This window comes from Kitasatospora sp. MAA19 (assembly GCF_029894125.1).
GTDB lineage: Bacteria > Actinomycetota > Actinomycetes > Streptomycetales > Streptomycetaceae > Kitasatospora.
Map to the genome: position 1 here is coordinate 42729 of NZ_JARXYZ010000045.1, position 17546 is coordinate 60274.

At 74.5% G+C, this 17546-nt stretch carries 12 protein-coding genes; 10 read left to right on the plus strand and 2 right to left on the minus strand.

The annotated features are described in order from the left end of the window. Window positions 1-68 precede the first annotated feature (68 nt). The 5 genes from miaA to hflX all read left to right on the plus strand — a co-directional run bounded on the left by miaA (window position 69) and on the right by hflX (window position 6826). Entirely contained in the window at window positions 69-1019 is a 951-nt protein-coding gene (miaA, locus tag P3T27_RS37170) for a tRNA (adenosine(37)-N6)-dimethylallyltransferase MiaA (RefSeq protein ID WP_280685741.1), read from the plus strand. Window positions 1020-1246: 227 nt separating this feature from the next. After that, window positions 1247-1747: a hypothetical protein gene (locus tag P3T27_RS37175; protein WP_280685742.1), complete on the plus strand. Its 501-nt coding sequence runs from the start codon at window positions 1247-1249 to the stop codon at window positions 1745-1747. Between the two features lie 55 nt (window positions 1748-1802). Further along, window positions 1803-2711 carry a diaminopimelate epimerase gene (dapF, locus tag P3T27_RS37180; RefSeq protein WP_280685743.1) on the plus strand — a complete coding sequence of 303 codons (909 nt, stop codon included), beginning with the start codon at window positions 1803-1805 and terminating at the stop codon, window positions 2709-2711. Window positions 2712-2879: 168 nt separating this feature from the next. Next, window positions 2880-5219, plus strand: coding sequence for an HD domain-containing protein (locus P3T27_RS37185; RefSeq protein WP_280685744.1), 2340 nt, complete (start codon window positions 2880-2882; stop codon window positions 5217-5219). 104 nt (window positions 5220-5323) lie between these two features. Then, window positions 5324-6826 (plus strand): GTPase HflX, encoded by a 1503-nt coding sequence (gene hflX / locus P3T27_RS37190; RefSeq protein ID WP_280685745.1) that lies wholly within the window; start codon window positions 5324-5326, stop codon window positions 6824-6826. 81 nt (window positions 6827-6907) lie between these two features. Here hflX and P3T27_RS37195 read toward each other — a convergent pair whose 3' ends face one another. Together P3T27_RS37195 and P3T27_RS37200 are read right to left on the minus strand one after the other, a co-directional pair. Further along, window positions 6908-8032 (minus strand): hypothetical protein, encoded by a 1125-nt coding sequence (locus P3T27_RS37195; protein ID WP_280685746.1) that lies wholly within the window; start codon window positions 8030-8032, stop codon window positions 6908-6910. Window positions 8033-8096: 64 nt separating this feature from the next. Then, window positions 8097-9281 carry a trypsin-like peptidase domain-containing protein gene (locus P3T27_RS37200; protein ID WP_280685747.1) on the minus strand — a complete coding sequence of 395 codons (1185 nt, stop codon included), beginning with the start codon at window positions 9279-9281 and terminating at the stop codon, window positions 8097-8099. 373 nt (window positions 9282-9654) lie between these two features. Between P3T27_RS37200 and P3T27_RS37205 the strand changes: the two genes are divergently transcribed. From P3T27_RS37205 to P3T27_RS37225, 5 genes are read left to right on the plus strand one after another with little or no spacing between them, the layout of a single operon-like run. Then, window positions 9655-11415 (plus strand): IucA/IucC family protein, encoded by a 1761-nt coding sequence (locus tag P3T27_RS37205; RefSeq protein WP_348534196.1) that lies wholly within the window; start codon window positions 9655-9657, stop codon window positions 11413-11415. Continuing rightward, window positions 11412-11981: a GNAT family N-acetyltransferase gene (locus P3T27_RS37210; protein ID WP_280685749.1), complete on the plus strand. Its 570-nt coding sequence runs from the start codon at window positions 11412-11414 to the stop codon at window positions 11979-11981. Before P3T27_RS37205 ends, P3T27_RS37210 begins: the two co-directional genes overlap by 4 nt. Window positions 11982-11990: 9 nt before the next feature. Beyond that, window positions 11991-13448, plus strand: a complete 1458-nt coding sequence (locus tag P3T27_RS37215; RefSeq protein WP_280685750.1) for a SidA/IucD/PvdA family monooxygenase — start codon at window positions 11991-11993, stop codon at window positions 13446-13448. Further along, a complete protein-coding gene (locus P3T27_RS37220) occupies window positions 13426-15249 on the plus strand; it encodes an IucA/IucC family siderophore biosynthesis protein (protein WP_280685751.1) in 1824 nt (607 codons plus the stop codon). Before P3T27_RS37215 ends, P3T27_RS37220 begins: the two co-directional genes overlap by 23 nt. Before the next feature lie 12 nt (window positions 15250-15261). Continuing rightward, entirely contained in the window at window positions 15262-17397 is a 2136-nt protein-coding gene (locus P3T27_RS37225; protein ID WP_280685752.1) for an ATP-dependent DNA helicase, read from the plus strand. Window positions 17398-17546: the final 149 nt, after the last annotated feature.

Sequence of the window (17546 nt, forward strand, 5' to 3'; positions counted from 1 at the left end):
CGTCGCGCAGTCGGGGCCGACGGGCAGCCCGGTCTCCGGTGCGGCGGCGGTTTTGCGAGACTGGAGCGGTGAGCAGCTCCCGCACCGTCCAGCCCCGCGTCCTCTCGATCGTCGGCGCGACCGCCGCCGGCAAGTCCGATCTGGCCGTCGCCCTCGCCCGCAGCCTCGGCGGCGAGGTGATCAACACCGACTCGATGCAGCTGTACCGGGGCATGGACATCGGCACCGCCAAGCTCACCACGGCCGAACGCGGGGGAGTGCCGCACCACCTGCTGGACGTCTGGGACGTCACCGAGGCCGCCAGCGTCGCCGAGTACCAGCGGCTGGCCCGGGCCGAGATCGACCGGCTGCTCGCCGCCGGGCGCACGCCCGTCCTGGTCGGCGGCTCCGGGCTGTACGTCCGGGCGGCGATCGACGAGATGGAGTTCCCCGGCACCGACCCGGCGGTCCGGGCCCGGCTGGAGGCCGAACTGGAGCAGGACGGCCCGTACGCGCTGCACCGGCGGCTGGCCGAGCTGGACCCGGCGGCCGCCGAGGCGATCCTGACCGGCAACGGGCGGCGGATCGTCCGGGCGCTGGAGGTCATCGAGATCACCGGGCAGCCGTTCACCGCCAACCTGCCGAGCAACACCGCCGTCTACGACGCGGTGCAGATCGGCGTCGCGGTGCCGCGCCCCGAGCTGGACGAGCGGATCACGCTGCGGGTCGACCGGATGTGGCAGGCCGGGCTGCTGGACGAGGTGCGCGCGCTGGAGCGGATCGGGCTGCGGGAGGGGCGGACGGCCTCCCGGGCGCTCGGCTACCAGCAGGTGCTGGACCACTTCGCCGGCGAGTGCACCGAGGACGAGGCGCGGGCCGAGACCGTCCGGGCCACCAAGCGCTTCGCCCGCCGCCAGGAGTCCTGGTTCCGTCGCGACGGCCGGATCCACTGGCTGTCCCGCCCGGCCGGCACCGACCCCGTCGAGCTGCTGGAACGCTCCCTCGAACTGATCGACCGTCAGGAGGTTCCGGCCGGGTAGAACGGGTTCCGGCCAATCCGGCGGTGCACCTGCGCGCGCAGGTGGCCGTGCAGGACGAACCGGCGGTCACGGGCCGATCACGTGATGGCCACGGATCACCCGTCGACGCCGGTCAGGCCCGGAACGCCCGTCTGGACATGCCATCATCGAAGCCGTAGGGGTCGGCCGCGCGGGCCGACCGTGCCCGACCGCGAGTCCGCTCGTGTCGAACTGTCAGGGGAGGCCGCGTGTCGACGGGTACCGGCCCCGAATCGGGTCAGGGCGGGAGTGTCACCGCACCGGCCGACGAGTCGACGAGGGGCGACCTGCCCGTGCTGACCGACCTGGACGCGCCCACCTCGTACGCGGTCGCGCTGCCCGCCCTGGACACCCGCACCCCGGCGGGCGCGGTGCACGAGCGGGAGATCCGACCGCTGCGCCGGCTCCGCTGGTGGCAGACCCTGCCGATCGCCCTGCTGGGCACCCTCGGCTCGCTGATGTTCGCCTTCCCGCTCGCCTTCGGCTCGGCCGGGGCGCGCTCCACCATGGTCGGCATGCTCGGGCTGCTGTTCACCGCCGCCTCGGTCGGCTGGGGCGCGATGGCCGCGCGGCACGCCGGGTACAAGTGGCCGGGCCTGCCGCGCCGCGGCTCCGGGCAGCGGGCCGGCTGGAAGGCGATCGTGGTCTACACCCTGATCGCGCTGGCGGCCTGCGCGCTGGCCGTCTGGCGGGTCGCCTACCTGCGCTGATCCGCCCGTCGGACCGGCCCGGTGGCGGGCGCGCCGGTTCAGTACCATCGGGAGGGTGAGCGCATCCTCCCCGCAGCCGGTCGGCGTCCCCTTCTTCAAGGGGCACGGCACCCAGAACGACTTCGTCATCGTCCCGGACCCGGACGGCGAGCTGGCGATCGGCCCCGCGGCCGTCGCCGCGCTGTGCGACCGGCGGGCGGGGATCGGCGGGGACGGGCTGCTGCGCGTGGTGCGCTCCGCCGCCGACCCGGCCGCCGCGGACCAGGCCGACCGGGCCGAGTGGTTCATGGACTACCGCAACTCCGACGGCAGCATCGCCGAGATGTGCGGCAACGGCGTGCGGGTCTTCGCCCGCTACCTGGTCGCGGCCGGCCTGGCCGAGCCCGGCGAGCTGGCGATCGCCACCCGCGCCGGGGTGCGGACGGTGCGGGTCGCCGAGGACGCCGCGGACGGCACGCCCGGCGAGGTCACCGTCGACATGGGCCGGGCCCGGCTGCCCGGGCCGGACGGCGTCGAGGTCGCGGTCGGCGCGCGGCGCTGGCCCGCGCTGAACGTCAACATGGGCAACCCGCACGCGGTGGCCTTCGTGGCGAGCCTGGACGACGCCGGGGACCTGTACTCCGCGCCGCTCACCACCCCCGAAGGGGCCTACCCGGAGGGCGTGAACGTCGAGTTCGTGGTGGACCGCGGGCCGCGGCACGTCGCCATGCGGGTGTACGAGCGCGGCTCCGGCGAGACCCGCTCCTGCGGCACCGGCACCTGCGCCGTCGCGGTGGCCGCCATCCGCCGGGACGGCGTCGACCCGGCGGTCACCGGCGAGCCGGCCACCTACACCGTGGACGTGCCGGGCGGCCGACTGGTCATCACCGAGCACCCGGACGGCCGGATCGAGAAGACCGGCCCGGCGGTGATCGTGGCCGCCGGCGAGATCGACGCCCGTTGGTGGGCCGAGCTGACGGGCTGACGGCCCGGTTTGCCCATTTCGTACGGCGGCGAATCCGCCCGTTCGGGTGACGCCTGTCGCGGACGGGAAGCAACGCAACGCGGAACGTGCTCTGCTCGGTAGCATGGACCACCGGGAAGGCGCCCCTCGGCGGGGTGGCGGCCGGTGATCGCTGCCGGAGGTGCGCCGATGACCATCGAAGCCGGGCAGCCCCTGACGGGGCAGCCGACGTCCGCACGGCAAGCCGGGGCCAGGCGGCCCCTGGGGGAGCTCGGCCGGGCCGCGCTCGGCCGGGCCGGGCGGGCCGCCCTGCTGGCCACCGGCCGGCCGCCCGTCCCGGACGCCCTCGAACCGCTGGTCCGGGTCCACCGCGAACACCATCCGCAGGCCGACCTCGGCCTGCTCGCCCGGGCGTACCGGCTCGCCGAGGCCAGCCACCGCGGCCAGAAACGCAAGAGCGGCGAGCCGTACATCACCCATCCGCTGGCCGTCACCATGATCCTGGCCCAACTCGGCGCCGGGACCACCACCTTGGTCGCCTCACTGCTCCACGACACCGTCGAGGACACCGAGTTGACGCTGGATCAGGTCGGCGCCGGGTTCGGTCCCGAAGTCGCCTATCTGGTCGACGGGGTGACGAAGCTGGAGAAGGTCGACTTCGGCGCCGCCGCCGAGGCCGAGACCTTCCGCAAGATGCTGGTCGCCACCGGGGACGACGTCCGGGTGATGGTGATCAAGCTCGCCGACCGGCTGCACAACATGCGCACCATCCGGCACATGAAGCCGGCCAGCCAGGTGCGGATCGCCAAGGTCACCCGGGACGTGCTGATCCCGCTGGCCGAACGGCTCGGCATCCAGGTCCTCAAGGCGGAGCTGGAGGACATCGTCTTCGCCACCCTGCACCCCGAGGAGTACGCCCGCACCCGGGCCCTGATGTCCGGTCACGAGGACCGGCCGGACACCCTGCTGGAACCCTTCGCCCGGCTGCTGGCCCGCCAGCTGGCCGAGACCGGGGTGGCCGCCGAGGTCACCGTCCGGCCCCGGCACTGCGTCTCGCTGCACCGGGTGCTGCTCAAGCGGGCCGCCGCGCCCGGGCGGGACGGGCAGCCGCAGGGGCCGCAGCCGGCCGACTTCGGGCGGCTGCTGGTGGTGGTCGAGGAGAACGCCGACTGCTACGCCGTGCTCGGCGAACTGCACACCTGCTGGACGCCGCTGCCCGGCGAGTTCAAGGACTTCGTCGCCGCTCCCAAGTTCAACCTGTACCAGTCGCTGCACACCGCCGTGGCGTTGACCGGCGGCACGGTCGTCGAGGTGCTGGTGCGCACCCGGCGGATGCACGAGGTCGCCGAGACCGGGGTGGTCGCGCTCGGCGACCCGGAGCCGGCCGGCGCCGTCCAGGACGCCGACGAGCTCGACCGCACCGATCCGGCCCGGCCGGGCTGGCTCAGCCGGCTGCTGGAGTGGCAGCAGGAGACCCCGGACCCGGACGCCTTCTGGTCCGCGCTCACCGCCGACCTGGCCGGCGACCGCGAGATCACCGTCGTGACGGAGTGCGGCGAAACGCTTCAGCTGAGGGCCGGCGCCACCTGCGTGGACGCCGCCTACCTGCTCGGCGAGGAGACCGGCCACCGCTGCATCGGCGCCCGGGTCAACGGCCGGCTCACCGCGCTCTCCACCGTCCTGCAGGACGGCGACCGGCTCGCCGTGCTCACCGAGACGCTGCCGACCGGGAGCGTGCACACCGAGGACGGGCCGCGCGCCGCCGAACCCTCCGGCCCCTCGCCCGAGTGGCTCGCGCACGCCCGGACCCCGGCCGCCCGGCTGGCCATCGAACGCTGGCTCGCCGACCATCCGGCGCGGCTGCCGGTGGTGCGCACCGGCCCCTCCAGCGGCCAGCCCGCCCCGCCCGCGCACCGGGCCACCGAGCGCCGGTCGGCCCCGGTCGCGGTGGCCGGCCGGCCCGGGGCGCCCGTGCGGCTGGCCCGCTGCTGCACGCCCGTCCCGCCGGACGAGGTGGCCGGCTACCCGATCCGCGGCGGTGCCGTCGCCGTGCACCGCACCGGCTGTCCGGCCGGGGAGCGGATGCGCGCGGCCGGGCGCGCGGAGCTGGACGTCCGCTGGCAGCCGGAGGGCGCCCCGGCGGACGGCCACCGGGCGACCCTGCGGGCCGAGGCGCTCAACCGGCCCCGGCTGCTCGCCGACCTCACGGCGGCCATCTCCGCCGAGGGCGTCGGCATCGTCTCGGCCGAGGTCGAGCCGCCACAGGAGCTGCGGGTCCGGCACACCTACACCGTCGAACTGCCCGAGCCGGCCGCGCTGCCCACGCTGATGCGGGCGATGCTCAGGGTCTCCGGGGTGTACGACGTGAGCCGGCCGCAGGCCCCCGAGGGCGGCGGCGCCCGGGAACCCGGGGGAAATGGGGATGACCGGCCCGCGCCGGGCGTGCGACCATCATGGGGAATTCACGGCCGGTCCACGGCGTTCTCAGGGCACAGGAGCCCCGGTGGCGCCCAAGGACCTGAGGGGTAGCTCACCTCGCCCGGACGGTAACCGGGGCGGCAGCTGGGCAGACTCCGGGTGGGACCGTACGTGCGGTCCCCACCGGCCACCCGCACCAGCGACCAAAGGACAGAATGACCTCCACGTCCGACACCCGCGACCACGCCGACGCCCCGCGCCGCCTCGACGGTCTGCGGGCGGAAGCCCTCATGGACGAGGACCTCGCGGCCATCGACGAGGACCTCGGCCACCACTACGACGGCGACCAGTACGACCGCAGCGAGCGCGCCGCCCTGCGCCGGGTCGCCGGCCTCTCCACCGAACTCGAGGACGTCACCGAGGTCGAGTACCGCCAGCTCCGCCTGGAGCGCGTGGTGCTCGTCGGCGTCTGGACCGACGGCACGCTGGAGGAGGCGGAGAACTCGATGGCCGAGCTCGCCGCGCTCGCCGAGACGGCCGGCTCCGAGGTGCTGGACGGGGTGATCCAGCGCCGCGACAAGCCCGACGCCGCCACCTACATCGGCTCCGGCAAGGCGAAGGAGCTGCGCGACATCGTCGCCGCGACCGGCGCCGACACCGTGGTCTGCGACGGTGAGCTCACCCCCGGCCAGCTGATCCAGCTGGAGGACGTGGTCAAGGTCAAGGTCGTCGACCGGACGGCCCTGATCCTGGACATCTTCGCCCAGCACGCCAAGTCCCGGGAGGGCAAGGCGCAGGTCTCGCTCGCCCAGATGCAGTACATGCTGCCCCGGCTGCGCGGCTGGGGTCAGTCGCTGTCCCGGCAGATGGGTGGTGGCGGCTCCGGCTCGTCCGGCGGCGGCATGGCCACGCGTGGTCCCGGTGAGACCAAGATCGAGACCGACCGGCGCCGGATCCGCGAGAAGATGGCGAAGCTCCGCAAGGAGATCGTCGAGATGAAGAAGGGCCGCGACACCAAGCGCCAGGAGCGCAAGCGCCACCAGGTGCCGTCGGTGGCCATCGCCGGGTACACCAACGCCGGCAAGTCCTCCCTGCTCAACCGGCTCACCGGTGCCGGCGTGCTGGTGGAGAACGCCCTGTTCGCCACCCTGGACCCGACCGTGCGCCGGGCCCAGACCCCGAGCGGGCGGGTCTACACCCTGGCCGACACCGTCGGCTTCGTCCGGCACCTGCCGCACCACCTGGTCGAGGCGTTCCGCTCGACCATGGAGGAGGTCGCCGACGCGGATCTCATCCTGCACGTGGTCGACGGCTCGCACCCCGAGCCGGAGACGCAGCTGGCCGCCGTCCGCGAGGTCATCGTCTCGGTCGACGCGCAGAACGTGCCGGAGATCGTGGTGATCAACAAGGCGGACGCCGCCGACCCGCACGTGCTGCAGCGCCTGCTGCGCCGCGAGCCGCACGCCATCGTGGTGTCGGCCCGCAGCGGCGCGGGCATCGAGGAGCTGCTGAAGCTCATCGACGACGAGCTGCCGCGCCCGGCGGTCGAGGTGCGGGCCCTGGTGCCCTACACCCAGGGCGGGCTGGTCTCCCGGGTGCACGCCGAGGGTGAGCTGCTCGCCACCGAGCACACCGGCGAGGGCACGCTGGTGCACGCCAAGGTGTCGGCCGAGCTGGCCGCCGAGCTGGAGCGCTACGCGGTGGCGCTGCAGGGCTGAGGCGCCGAGCCGACGAAGGGCCTCCGGACGCGAGTCCGGGGGCCCTTCGCGTGTGCGGCGGTGGGGCTTCGCGGGCCCGGGCTACTTCACGTTCTTGGCGAAGTAGTCGAAGGCCTGCTTCGCCTGGTCCTGCAGCGAGGGGCCGGCCAGGTGCGCGGACGGGGTGCGGTTGCCGATCGCGGTGACGCTGATCAGGTTGGGCTTGCCGTCCTTGGTGATGAACCAGCCGCCGCCGCTGGAGCCGCCGGTCATGCTGCAGCCGAGCACGTACATCGGCGGGCGGGTCCGGTCGAAGGAGAGCCTGGCCGGCGGGACCGGGGAGTCGCAGCGGTCGAGCTCCAGGCCGTCGAACGGCCGCTCGGCCGGGTACCCGTAGGAGGCGGCCGAGGTGATCTGGTCGCGCGGGGCGTTGAACCAGACCGGCACCGATCCGCCCACCGCCTCCTCCAGCGAGGTGCCGGAGCCGCCCTCGCCGCGCACCCGGATGATCCCGTAGTCGTACTGGTGGTGGGCGCCGACGCCGCTCTCCTTGAGCCAGGTCGGCGACACCAGCGCGCGCACCGCCGTCCACCGGCCGTACGGGGCGGCCTGCTGCTCGGTGAACGGCCGGCCGCGGACCGCCTGGCCGTCCCGGTTGAAGCCGGGTACGAAGACGATGTTCTTCAGCCAGTTGCCGCCCTTGCCGTCGTGCAGGCAGTGCGCGGCGGTGTAGACGAGGTTGCTGCGGCCCGGGTTGACCGGGTCGGAGACCACCGTGCCGGAACAGGCCGCGTCGCCCTGGGGCATGGTGACGAAGAGCCGGCCGACCACGGCGCCGGCCGGGCCGTACGGGTGCGGCTGCGGCGTGGCCGCGACGGCGGCCGGCGGGGTGGCCGGCCGGTCGTCGCCCGGCGCGGCGGTGAGCGGGTACTCCGGGGTGGGCCGGCCCTTGGCGGCCGCCATCCGGGCGGTCGACCAGAAACCCGGGGCCACCTCGTTGGCGAAGCCGCTGTCGGCGACGAACCGGCCCCAGTCCTCCAGCTTCCAGCCCGCCAGGTCGCCCAGGCTGGTGGGGGCCGGCCTGGGGAGGGCCGGCGGCGGGGCGGCCTCGGCGGCGCCGGAGCCGTCCGGCCCGCAGGCGGTCGCGGCGAGGGCGAGCACGACGAGCACCGCGGCGCCGACCGGTGCGGGTCGGCGCCGCGGTCCGCGGCCGGTGTGCTTCGGCATGGTGCATCGTCCCCCGGGGGCGGCCTCCGCCGCCCGTACGGCTGGGGCCGGACAGGCCTCAGCGCTACGGCTTCCTGGAGATCCAGTCCAGCGCCTGCTTGGCGACCTCCTCCAGGTACGGGCCGCTCAGCGAGGTGTGGTCCTGGGTGCCGATGGAGGTGTTGCTGACCAGGGCGGTCTTCCCGTCCGGCATGGTGGCGAACCAGCCGCCGCCGCTGGCGCCCTGGGTCATGGTGCAGCCGATGGTGAGCATCGACGGGCGCTTCGGGTCGAACGACAGCCGGGTCGGCCTGCCGCCCTCGCACTTGTACAACTCCTGGCCGTCGAACGGCTTGTAGAGCGGGTAGCCGACCGCCGCGACGGACACCTTGTCGCGCGGCGCGTCGAACCAGACCGGGACGGCCGAACCGACCGTCTCCTCCAGCGACTTGCCGGTGTCGTTCTGGTTGTGCACCCGCATGACGGCGAAGTCGTACTGGTTCGCGGCGTCACCGCTGCCGCCGCCCTCGACCATCCACTGCGGCGAGGTGGTGACCAGGTCGGCCCACCAGGTGCCCAGCGGGGCCAGTTCGGACAGCGGGGCCTTCTTGCCACCGCTGGAGGCGCCCGAGTTGTTGTAGGCGGGCACGAAGACCAGGTCCTTGTAGAAGTCGCCGCCCTTGCCCGAGTGCACGCAGTGGCCCGCCGTCCAGACCAGGTTGCTCTTGCCCGGGTGCTGCGGGTCGGTGATCACCGTCGCGGAGCAGTTGCCCCGGCCGCCCTGGGCACTGAAGAACACCTTCCCGGACGGCTGCTTGGTGTACGGGCGGGGCACCGGCACCGCCTTGACCGCCGGCGGATCGGGGTCGGTCACACCGTCGTCGGTGGCCGGTTTGGCGGTGGGCGGGGCCGGCTCGGCGGGCTTGGAATCGCCCATCTTGTCCGGGTTCCAGAAGTCCTTCACCACCGGGTTGTTGAAGACGTGCTTGGACGCCCAGGAGTCCCAGTCCTCGAACTTCCACTTCTTCAGGTCGTCCCAGCTCTTCGGCAGGCCCTCCAGCAGGCTGGTCGGGATGCCCGACGGGAGGGTGATCCCGCCGATCACGCCGCCGCTGCCCGCGGCGGTGCTGGTCGGGCTCGCGGAGGCGGGTGGCGGCGCGGCGGTGCCGCTCCCACCGCCCGCCGGGCCGTCCGGCCCGCAGGCGCTCGCCGCGAGCAGCGTCCCCGTGACGAGGGCGACGGCCATGGCTGACCGGTGGATCGATGGCATCTGTGCGCTTCCCCCTGGGCTCGGTCGGGTTGTCGTGCGGCGGCTCGCCGCTGTGGAGTCTTCCACCGGTCACCAGGACGGCGACGGCCGCCCCCCGGGTTCCGGCCCTGACCGGAGGTCACCGATCCGTGACGTGGCCGCAGTCGGCCCGTCGGCCCAGCAGGGCGGTCCGCCCCGGTGGAGCACAATCCCCGATCTTCACCTGGACGAGTGAGCCGACCTTGTGATCACCCGTCGGGGATAGGTAACCCTTACCTGACGCGATGGTGCGAGCGCCCGCCGAATCCCCTCCACCACCCGTGCGCGTCCGCACCCCCACGCGCCCCAAGGAGCAGCCTTGAGCACCGCCCTCACCGGAGCCCCGCCCGACCCGCTGCTGCCCGCGGACCGGTCGGCCGAGCCCGACCAGCTGCTGCACCCGGACCCCGCCGTCGCCGCCGAACAGGCCGCGCTGGAAGCCCTGCTGCGCTGCTGGACGCGCGAGACCGGCGCCCGTCCCGGCCCCGACGGCCAGCTGCGGATCGCCGTCCTCGGCGGCGCCGCCCGGCTCTCCGCCCCCGTCCGCTACTGGTCGCCCGCCGGCTGGCACCGGTTCGGCCCCGCCGTCCTCTCGGCCGGCGAGGGCACCGCCGACGCCCCCGTGGACGCCGTCACCACGGCCGCGCTGCTCGCCGCCGCGGCCGCCGACCGCCCCGACCCCGGGCAGGTCGCCGACCTCGCCGCCCGGGTCGCCGACTCCGTCGTCCGCACCGCCGACATCCTCGCCCACCGCCGCACCGCCGCCCCCTCCGGCGGCCCGGAGCGCTCGCACTTCCTCGCCGCCGAGCAGTCCCTGCTGCTCGGCCACCCGCTGCACCCCACCCCGAAGAGCCGCGACGGCCTCGGCCCGGCCCAGAGCGCCGCCTACTCGCCCGAACTGCACGGCTCCTTCCAACTCCACTGGTACGCGGTGCGCCGCGACCTGCTCGCCGCCGGCTCCGCCCTCACCGAGAGCGCCGACCGGGTCACCGCCGGCCTGCTCGGCGGCCACGCGGCCCTGCCGCCCGGCACCGCCGCGCTGCCCCTGCACCCCTGGCAGGCCCGCGAACTCGCCCACCGCCCGGCCGTCGCCGCCCTGCTCGCCGACGGGCTGCTGCACGACCTCGGCCCGGCCGGCGAACCCTGGCACCCCACCTCCTCGGTGCGCACCGTCTACCGGCCCGGCACCCCGTGGATGCTCAAGCTCTCGCTCGGCCTGCGGATCACCAACTCCCGCCGGGAGAACCTGCGCAAGGAACTCCACCGCGGCCTGGAGGTGCACCGGTTGCTGGAGAGCGGCCTGGCCGCCGAGTGGCGGGCCGCCCACCCCGGCTTCGACATCGTGCGCGACCCGGCCTGGATCGGCGTCGACCACCCCGGCCTCGGCGACCCGGGGGGCCTGGACACCGTGCTGCGCGCCCAGCCCTTCGCCCCCGCCGACCGCGCGCTGTGCGTCGCCGGGCTCGTCGCCGAACAGCCGCTCGGCACCGGCGACGCCGTCCCGTCCCGGCTCGGCGACACCCTGCGGGCGCTCGCCGCGCGCTGCGGCCGCCCGCTTCGGACCGTCGCCGCCGAATGGTTCCTGCGCTACCTGGACGCCGTCGTGCTGCCCGTCCTGTGGCTGGACGGCCGGGCCGGCATCGCCCTGGAGGCCCACCAGCAGAACAGCCTCGTCCTGCTCGACGCCGACGGCTGGCCCAGCGGCGGCCGCTACCGCGACAACCAGGGCTACTACTACCGGGAGGGCGCCGCCGACCGGCTCACCGCGCGGCTGCCCGGGCTCGGCGCGCACAGCGACACCTTCCTGCCGGACGAGGTGATCGACCACCACTTCGCGTACTACCTCGGCATCAACCACGTCCTCGGCCTGGTCGGCGCCTTCGGCAGCCAGGGGCTCGCCGACGAGGCCGTCCTGCTGGCCGGGCTGCGCCGGTTCCTGGCCGGCCCGCGGGCCGCCGCCACCGGCTCGGCGCTGCCCGCGCTGCTGCTCGACGCGCCCACCCTGCCCTGCAAGGCCAACCTGCTCACCCGGATCAACGGACTGGACGAACTGGTCGGTCCGGTCGCCACCCAGTCCGTCTACGTGGACATCCCCAACCCGCTGGCGGGCGCATGAGCATGCTCGACGACCTGCCGGGGTGGGGCGCGATCCCCACCCCGGTCGGCGAGTTCCGGCTCCGCCCGGTCCGGCTGCCCGCCGACCTGGACCTGCTCGCCGGGTGGATGAACGACCCCGAGATCGCCGCGTTCTGGGAGCTCGCCGGTCCGCCCGACGTCACCGAACGGCACCTCCGGGCCCAACTCGACGGCGACGGCCGCAGCGTGCCCTGCCTCGGCCTGCTCGACGGGGCCCCGATGAGCTACTGGGAGGTCTACCGCGCCGACCTCGACCCGCTCGCCCGGCACTACCCGGCCCGCCCGCACGACACCGGCGTCCACCTGCTGCTCGGCCCCGCCGAGAGCCGCGGCCGGGGCCTCGGCGCCGTCCTGCTGGCCGCCCTCGCCGAGCGGATCCTGTGGCGACGCCCGTGCTGCGAGCGGGTCGTCGCCGAACCGGACGTCCGCAACCGGCGCTCCGTCCGGGCCTTCGAACGGGCCGGATTCCGGTCGGACGCCGAACTCGACCTGCCCGACAAGCGCGCCGCCCTGATGATCCGCGCCCGGCTCCCCCTCCCCGCCTAGGACACCCTCGTGGACACCCCCGCACCCCAGCCGCCGTACGACCTGCTCGGCGTCGGCATCGGCCCCTTCAACCTCTCGCTCGCCGCGCTCGCCGACCCCGTCCCCGGCCTGCGCACGCTCTTCTGCGACCAGCGCCCGGAGTTCCGCTGGCACCCCGGCATGCTGGTGGACGGGGCCCGGATGCAGGTGCCGTTCCTGGCCGACCTGGTCTCCCTCGTCGACCCGACCAACCCGTGGTCCTTCCTCAACTACCTGCGCGAGCAGGACCGGCTCTTCCCGTTCTACTTCGCCGAGCGCTTCCAACTGCCCCGCCGCGAGTACGACCACTACTGCCGCTGGGCCGCCGAACGGCTCGACAGCTGCCGCTTCGGCACCGAGGTCACCGCCCTGCACTGGGTCGCCGGCTCGGGAGGGGGCGGCCTGTTCCGGGCCGAGTTGACCGACACCGCGACCGGGCGCCGGACCGAGGTGCAGGCCCGCAACCTCGCCCTCGGCGTCGGCACCCGGCCCGTCCTGCCCGAGGCCTTCACCGCCCTCGACGGCCACCCGCACGCCTTCCACTCCGCCGACTACCTGGACCGCCGCGACGACCTCGCCGGCGCCCGCGACATCACCGTGATCGGCAGTGGGCAGTCCGGCGCCGAGGTCTTCCTCGACCTGCTCCGGCGCCACGCGGGCGACGGCGTCCGGCTGCGCTGGCTCACCCGGACCAGGGCGCTCGCACCCATGGAGTACTCCAAGCTCGGCCTGGAGCACTTCACCCCCGACTACACCCGCTACTTCCACAGCCTGCCCGAACCCGTCCGGGACGCCCTGGTCAGCGCCCAGTGGCAGCTGCACAAGGCCGCCAGCGCCGAGACCCTCGCCGAGATCCACGACCACCTCTACGAGCGCACCATCGGCGCCCCGATCGACACCGCCCCGGTCGAGATCACCCCCGGCACCGCCGTCACCGAGGCCCGTCCCGGCCCCTGCGGCGGCCTCGAACTGCGCTGCCGGCACGCCGACTCCGGCGCCGAACACCTCCTGCGCACCGACGCCGTGGTGCTCGCCACCGGCTACCGGGCCGCCCGCCCGGCCGCGCTCGAACCGCTGGCCCGGCTGATCGACTGGGACCGGGACGGGCGCTACCGGGTCGACCTCGACCACCGGGTCGCCACCCGGCCCGAACTCACCGGCGGCCTCTACGTCCAGAACGCCGAACTGCACACCCACGGCGTCGGCACCCCCGACCTGGGCCTCGGCGCCCACCGGGCCGCCGTGATCCTCAACGCCGTCACCGGCCGGACCGTCCACCGGCTGCCCACCCGCACCGCCTGGACCGGCTTCGCGCCGCCCGGGGCCGCCCCCGTCGTCGGGCGCACGCCCGCCGCCGAGCGTCCCCCTACCGAGCACGCCCCCACCGAGAGCACCCCCGTCGTCCCCCGCCCCCAGGAGCTGACCCGTGCCGCAACCGCCGGCCGCTGAACCGCCGTTGTACCTGCCCCCGCACCTGACCGCCGGGCACTGGCGGCGGGCCGGCCGGGCCCTGCTGGCCAAGATGCTCGGCGAGTTCGCCTACGAGGAACTGCTCACCCCCGTCCGCGGCGCCGCCGACGGCGAGTACCTGCTCTGGCTGCCCGAGGCCGAGTACCGCTTCACCGCCCGCCGCGGCGCGTACGGAAGCTGGCAGGTCGACCCGGCGTCGGTCCGCTGCTCCGACCCGGACGGCCTCGACCCGCTGCGCTTCCTCCCGCACGCCCGGCACGCCCTCGGACTGCGCGGCGAGACCACCGGCCACCTGATCCGCGAACTCACCGCCACCCTGACCGCCGACGCGCACCAGCTCGCCACCGCGCTCACCGCCGCCGAACTCGCCGACCTCGACCACTCCGCCCTGGAGGGCCGCCAGAACGGCCACCCCTGGATCGTCCCCAACAAGGGCCGGATCGGCTTCTCCGCCGCCGACGCCGCCCGCTGGACCCCGGAGGCCCGCACCCCGCGCCCGCTGCCCTGGATCGCCGTCCACCGCCGGCTCGCCGAGTACCGCGGCGTACCCGGCCTGGAGCGGCCCGAGCAGCTGTACGCCCGCGAACTCGACGACCCGGACGCGCTGCGCGCCGCCCTCGGCCCGGCCGCCGACGACTACCTGCTGCTGCCCGTCCACCCCTGGCAGTGGGACGAGACGGTCGTCCCGCTGTTCGCGCCCTGGATCGCCTCCGGCGAGATCGTCCCGCTGCCCTCCGACGGTGACCCACGGCTGCCCCAGCAGTCCATCCGCTCCTTCTTCAACACCGCCCACCCCGAGCGCTGCACCGTCAAACTGCCGCTGTCCATCCTCAACACCCTGGTCTGGCGCGGCCTGCCCACCGAACGCACCCTCGCCGCGCCCGCCGTCACCGCCTGGATCCACGGCCTGCGCGACGCCGACCCGTACCTGCGCGAGGAGTGCCGGGTGATCCTGCTCGGCGAGATCGCCTCCGTCACCGTCGACCACCCGCTCTACCGCGAGCTGCCCGAGGCGCCCTACCAGTACAAGGAACTCCTCGGCGCGATCTGGCGCGAACCGCTCGGCCCCTGCCTGACCGGCGGCGAACGCGCCCGCACCCTGGCCGCCCTGCTGCAGACCGGCTCCGACGGCCGGGCCCTCGCCGCCGAACTGATCGCCCGCTCCGGCCTCACCCCCGCCGCGTGGACCGGCCGGCTGTTCGGCGCCATGCTGCCGCCGCTGCTGCACTTCCTCTACCGGTACGGGCTGGTCTTCTCCCCGCACGGCGAGAACGCCATCGTCGTCTTCGACGAGCATGACGCCCCCGCCCGGCTCGCGGTCAAGGACTTCGTCGACGACGTCAACCTCAGCGACCAGGACCTGCCCGAACTGCGCGGCCTGCCCGCCGAGGTCGACGACGTGCTGCTGCGGGACGGCCCGCAGGAGCTCTGCCAGTTCATCCACTCCGGGCTGTTCATCGGCGTCTTCCGCTTCCTCGCCCCGCTGCTGGAGGCGCAGACCGGGCTGCCCGAGGCCGAGTTCTGGGCCCTGCTGCGCGCCGAGATCCACCGTTACCAGGACCGCTTCCCCGGGCTGCGCGAGCGCTTCGAGCTGTTCGACCTGTTCCGGCCCCGGATCGACCGGCTCTGCCTCAACCGCAACCGGCTGCTGCTCGACGGTTACCAGGACCGCCCGCACCGCCCGCACGCCGCCCGGTACGGGACCGTCCCGAACGCCCTGGTGACCCTGGAGACGGATCTTCCCGGGCGACGGAGCCGGATTGTCACCCCTGCCCCGTAGGCTGGGAGGGTCATGACGAACGACTCCGAATCCCAGCTCCCCGGCGCGACCGAGCTCCCAGGCGAGGACGGCGACGCCGCCGTCGACGTCGAGGAAGCCGTCGCCGTCCCGCGCTCGCGCATCCCCGACCTGCTGCATGCCGCGGTGGCGGCCGTCGGCGGCGTCGAGCGGCCCGGCCAGGTCCGGATGGCCGAGGCCGTCGCCGACGCCGTCGACAACGCCGAGCACCTGCTCGTCCAGGCCGGCACCGGCACCGGAAAGTCCCTCGCCTACCTGGTGCCGGCGGTCGCCCACGGGGACCGCGTGGTGGTCGCCACCGCCACCCTGGCGCTGCAACGCCAGCTGGTCGAACGGGACTTGCCGCGCACCGTCGAGGCGCTGCACCCGGTGCTGCGCCGCCGCCCGCTGTTCGCGATGCTCAAGGGCCGCTCCAACTACCTGTGCCTGCACCGGGCCAACGAGGGCACCCCGAGCGACGAGGGCGAGGGCCTGTTCGACGCGGCCGAGGCGCTCGGCGGGCCCGCCAGCAAGCTCGGGCAGGACGTGCTGCGGCTGCGCGAGTGGGCCGAGGAGACCGACACCGGGGACCGGGACGACCTCAGCCCCGGCGTCTCCGACAAGGCCTGGGCCCAGCTGGCGGTCACCTCCAAGGAGTGCCTGGGCGCCACCCGCTGCGCGTACGGACAGGAGTGCTTCGCGGAGAAGGCCCGGGAGCGGGCCAAGCTGGCGGACGTCGTGGTCACCAACCACGCGATGCTCGCGATCGACGCCATAGAGGGCGCGCCGGTGCTGCCCGAGCACGGGCTGCTGATCGTCGACGAGGCGCACGAACTGGTCAACCGGGTCACCGGCGCGGCCACCGCCGAGCTGACCGTCGGCGCGGTCAACCGGGCGGTCAAGCGCGCCGCCCGGCTCGCCAACGAGAAGGCCGTGGACGCCCTGCAGGCCGCCGCCGAGAACTACCACGGCCTGATGGAGACCGCCCAGCCCGGCCGGGTCGAGGAGCTGCCCGAGTACCTGGCGTACGCGGTCACCGCGATCCGGGACGCCGCGCGCCAGGTGATCAGCTCCCTCGGCGAGACCCGCGACAAGGGCCTCAGCGACGAGGACGCGGTCCGCAAGCAGGCGATGGCCTCCGCCGAGTCGCTGCACGAGACCGCCGAGCGGCTGCTGGAGGACTCCGAGTACGACGTGGTCTGGATCGAGCGCAGCGACCGCTTCGGGATGGGCACGGCCTCGCTGCGGGTCGCCCCGCTCAGCGTCTCCGGGCTGCTGCGCGAGGGCCTGTACAAGGAGCGCTCGGTGGTGCTCACCTCGGCCACCCTCAAACTCGGCGGGGACTTCAACGGCGTCGCCGCCTCGGTCGGCCTGCCCTCGGAGGCCCGGCTGCCGGACGAGCGCACCCCCGGGGACAACCCGGAGCCCGGCTTCGGCGAGGACGCGGTGCCGCACTGGCGGGGCATCGACGTCGGCTCGCCGTTCAAGTACCCCAAGCAGGGCATCCTGTACGTCGCCCGGCACCTCGCCGATCCCGGCCGCGATCCGGAACGGCCCGACATGCTGGACGAGTTGGCCGAGCTGATCGGCGCGGCCGGCGGGCGCACGCTGGGCCTGTTCTCCTCGATGCGCGGCGCCCAGACGGCCGCCGAGGCGCTGCGGGAGCGGCTGGACAACCGGATCCTGCTCCAGGGGGAGGACACCCTGGGCGAGTTGATCCGCGAGTTCGCCTCGGACGCGTCCACCTGCCTGTTCGGCACGCTCTCGCTCTGGCAGGGCGTGGACGTGCCCGGCTCGGCCTGCCAGCTGGTCGTGATGGACCGCATCCCGTTCCCCCGGCCGGACGACCCGCTGATGAGCGCCCGCCAGAAGGACGTCGAACAGCGCGGCGGGAACGGCTTCATGGCCGTCGCGGCGACGCACGCGGCGCTGCTGATGGCGCAGGGCGCGGGCCGGCTGGTGCGCGCGGCGGAGGACCGGGGCGTGGTCGCGGTGCTGGACCCGCGGGTGGAGACCAAGCGGTACGGGAGCTTCTTCCGGTCCTCGATGCCGGAGTTCTGGTACACCACGGACCGCAACCAGGTGCGCCGCTCGCTGGCGGCGATCGACGCCTCGGCGCCGCCGGTCAAGCCGGTGGTGAAGCGGGGCTGAGCGGCGGGCATTGTTCAGACAAGCCCTGGACGCCGGAGGGGCTCCCCGCAGCAGGGCGGTTTCTAGCGGTCGTCGCAACACGTAGTCGGTTGTCTAGGCCGCGATGAGTTTATGCAGACGCTCGGCTGGGGTTTCCCAGCCGAGCGTTT

Bases quoted from the DNA above. Each gene is read 5' to 3' on its own strand.
- P3T27_RS37185 (WP_280685744.1), top strand. From the start codon at position 2,880: ATGACCATCGAAGCCGGGCAGCCCCTGACGGGGCAGCCGACGTCCGCA.
- hflX (WP_280685745.1), top strand. From the start codon at position 5,324: ATGACCTCCACGTCCGACACCCGCGACCACGCCGACGCCCCGCGCCGC.
- P3T27_RS37195 (WP_280685746.1), bottom strand. From the start codon at position 8,032: ATGCCGAAGCACACCGGCCGCGGACCGCGGCGCCGACCCGCACCGGTC.
- P3T27_RS37200 (WP_280685747.1), bottom strand. From the start codon at position 9,281: ATGCCATCGATCCACCGGTCAGCCATGGCCGTCGCCCTCGTCACGGGG.
- P3T27_RS37210 (WP_280685749.1), top strand. From the start codon at position 11,412: ATGAGCATGCTCGACGACCTGCCGGGGTGGGGCGCGATCCCCACCCCG.
- P3T27_RS37225 (WP_280685752.1), top strand. From the start codon at position 15,262: ATGACGAACGACTCCGAATCCCAGCTCCCCGGCGCGACCGAGCTCCCA.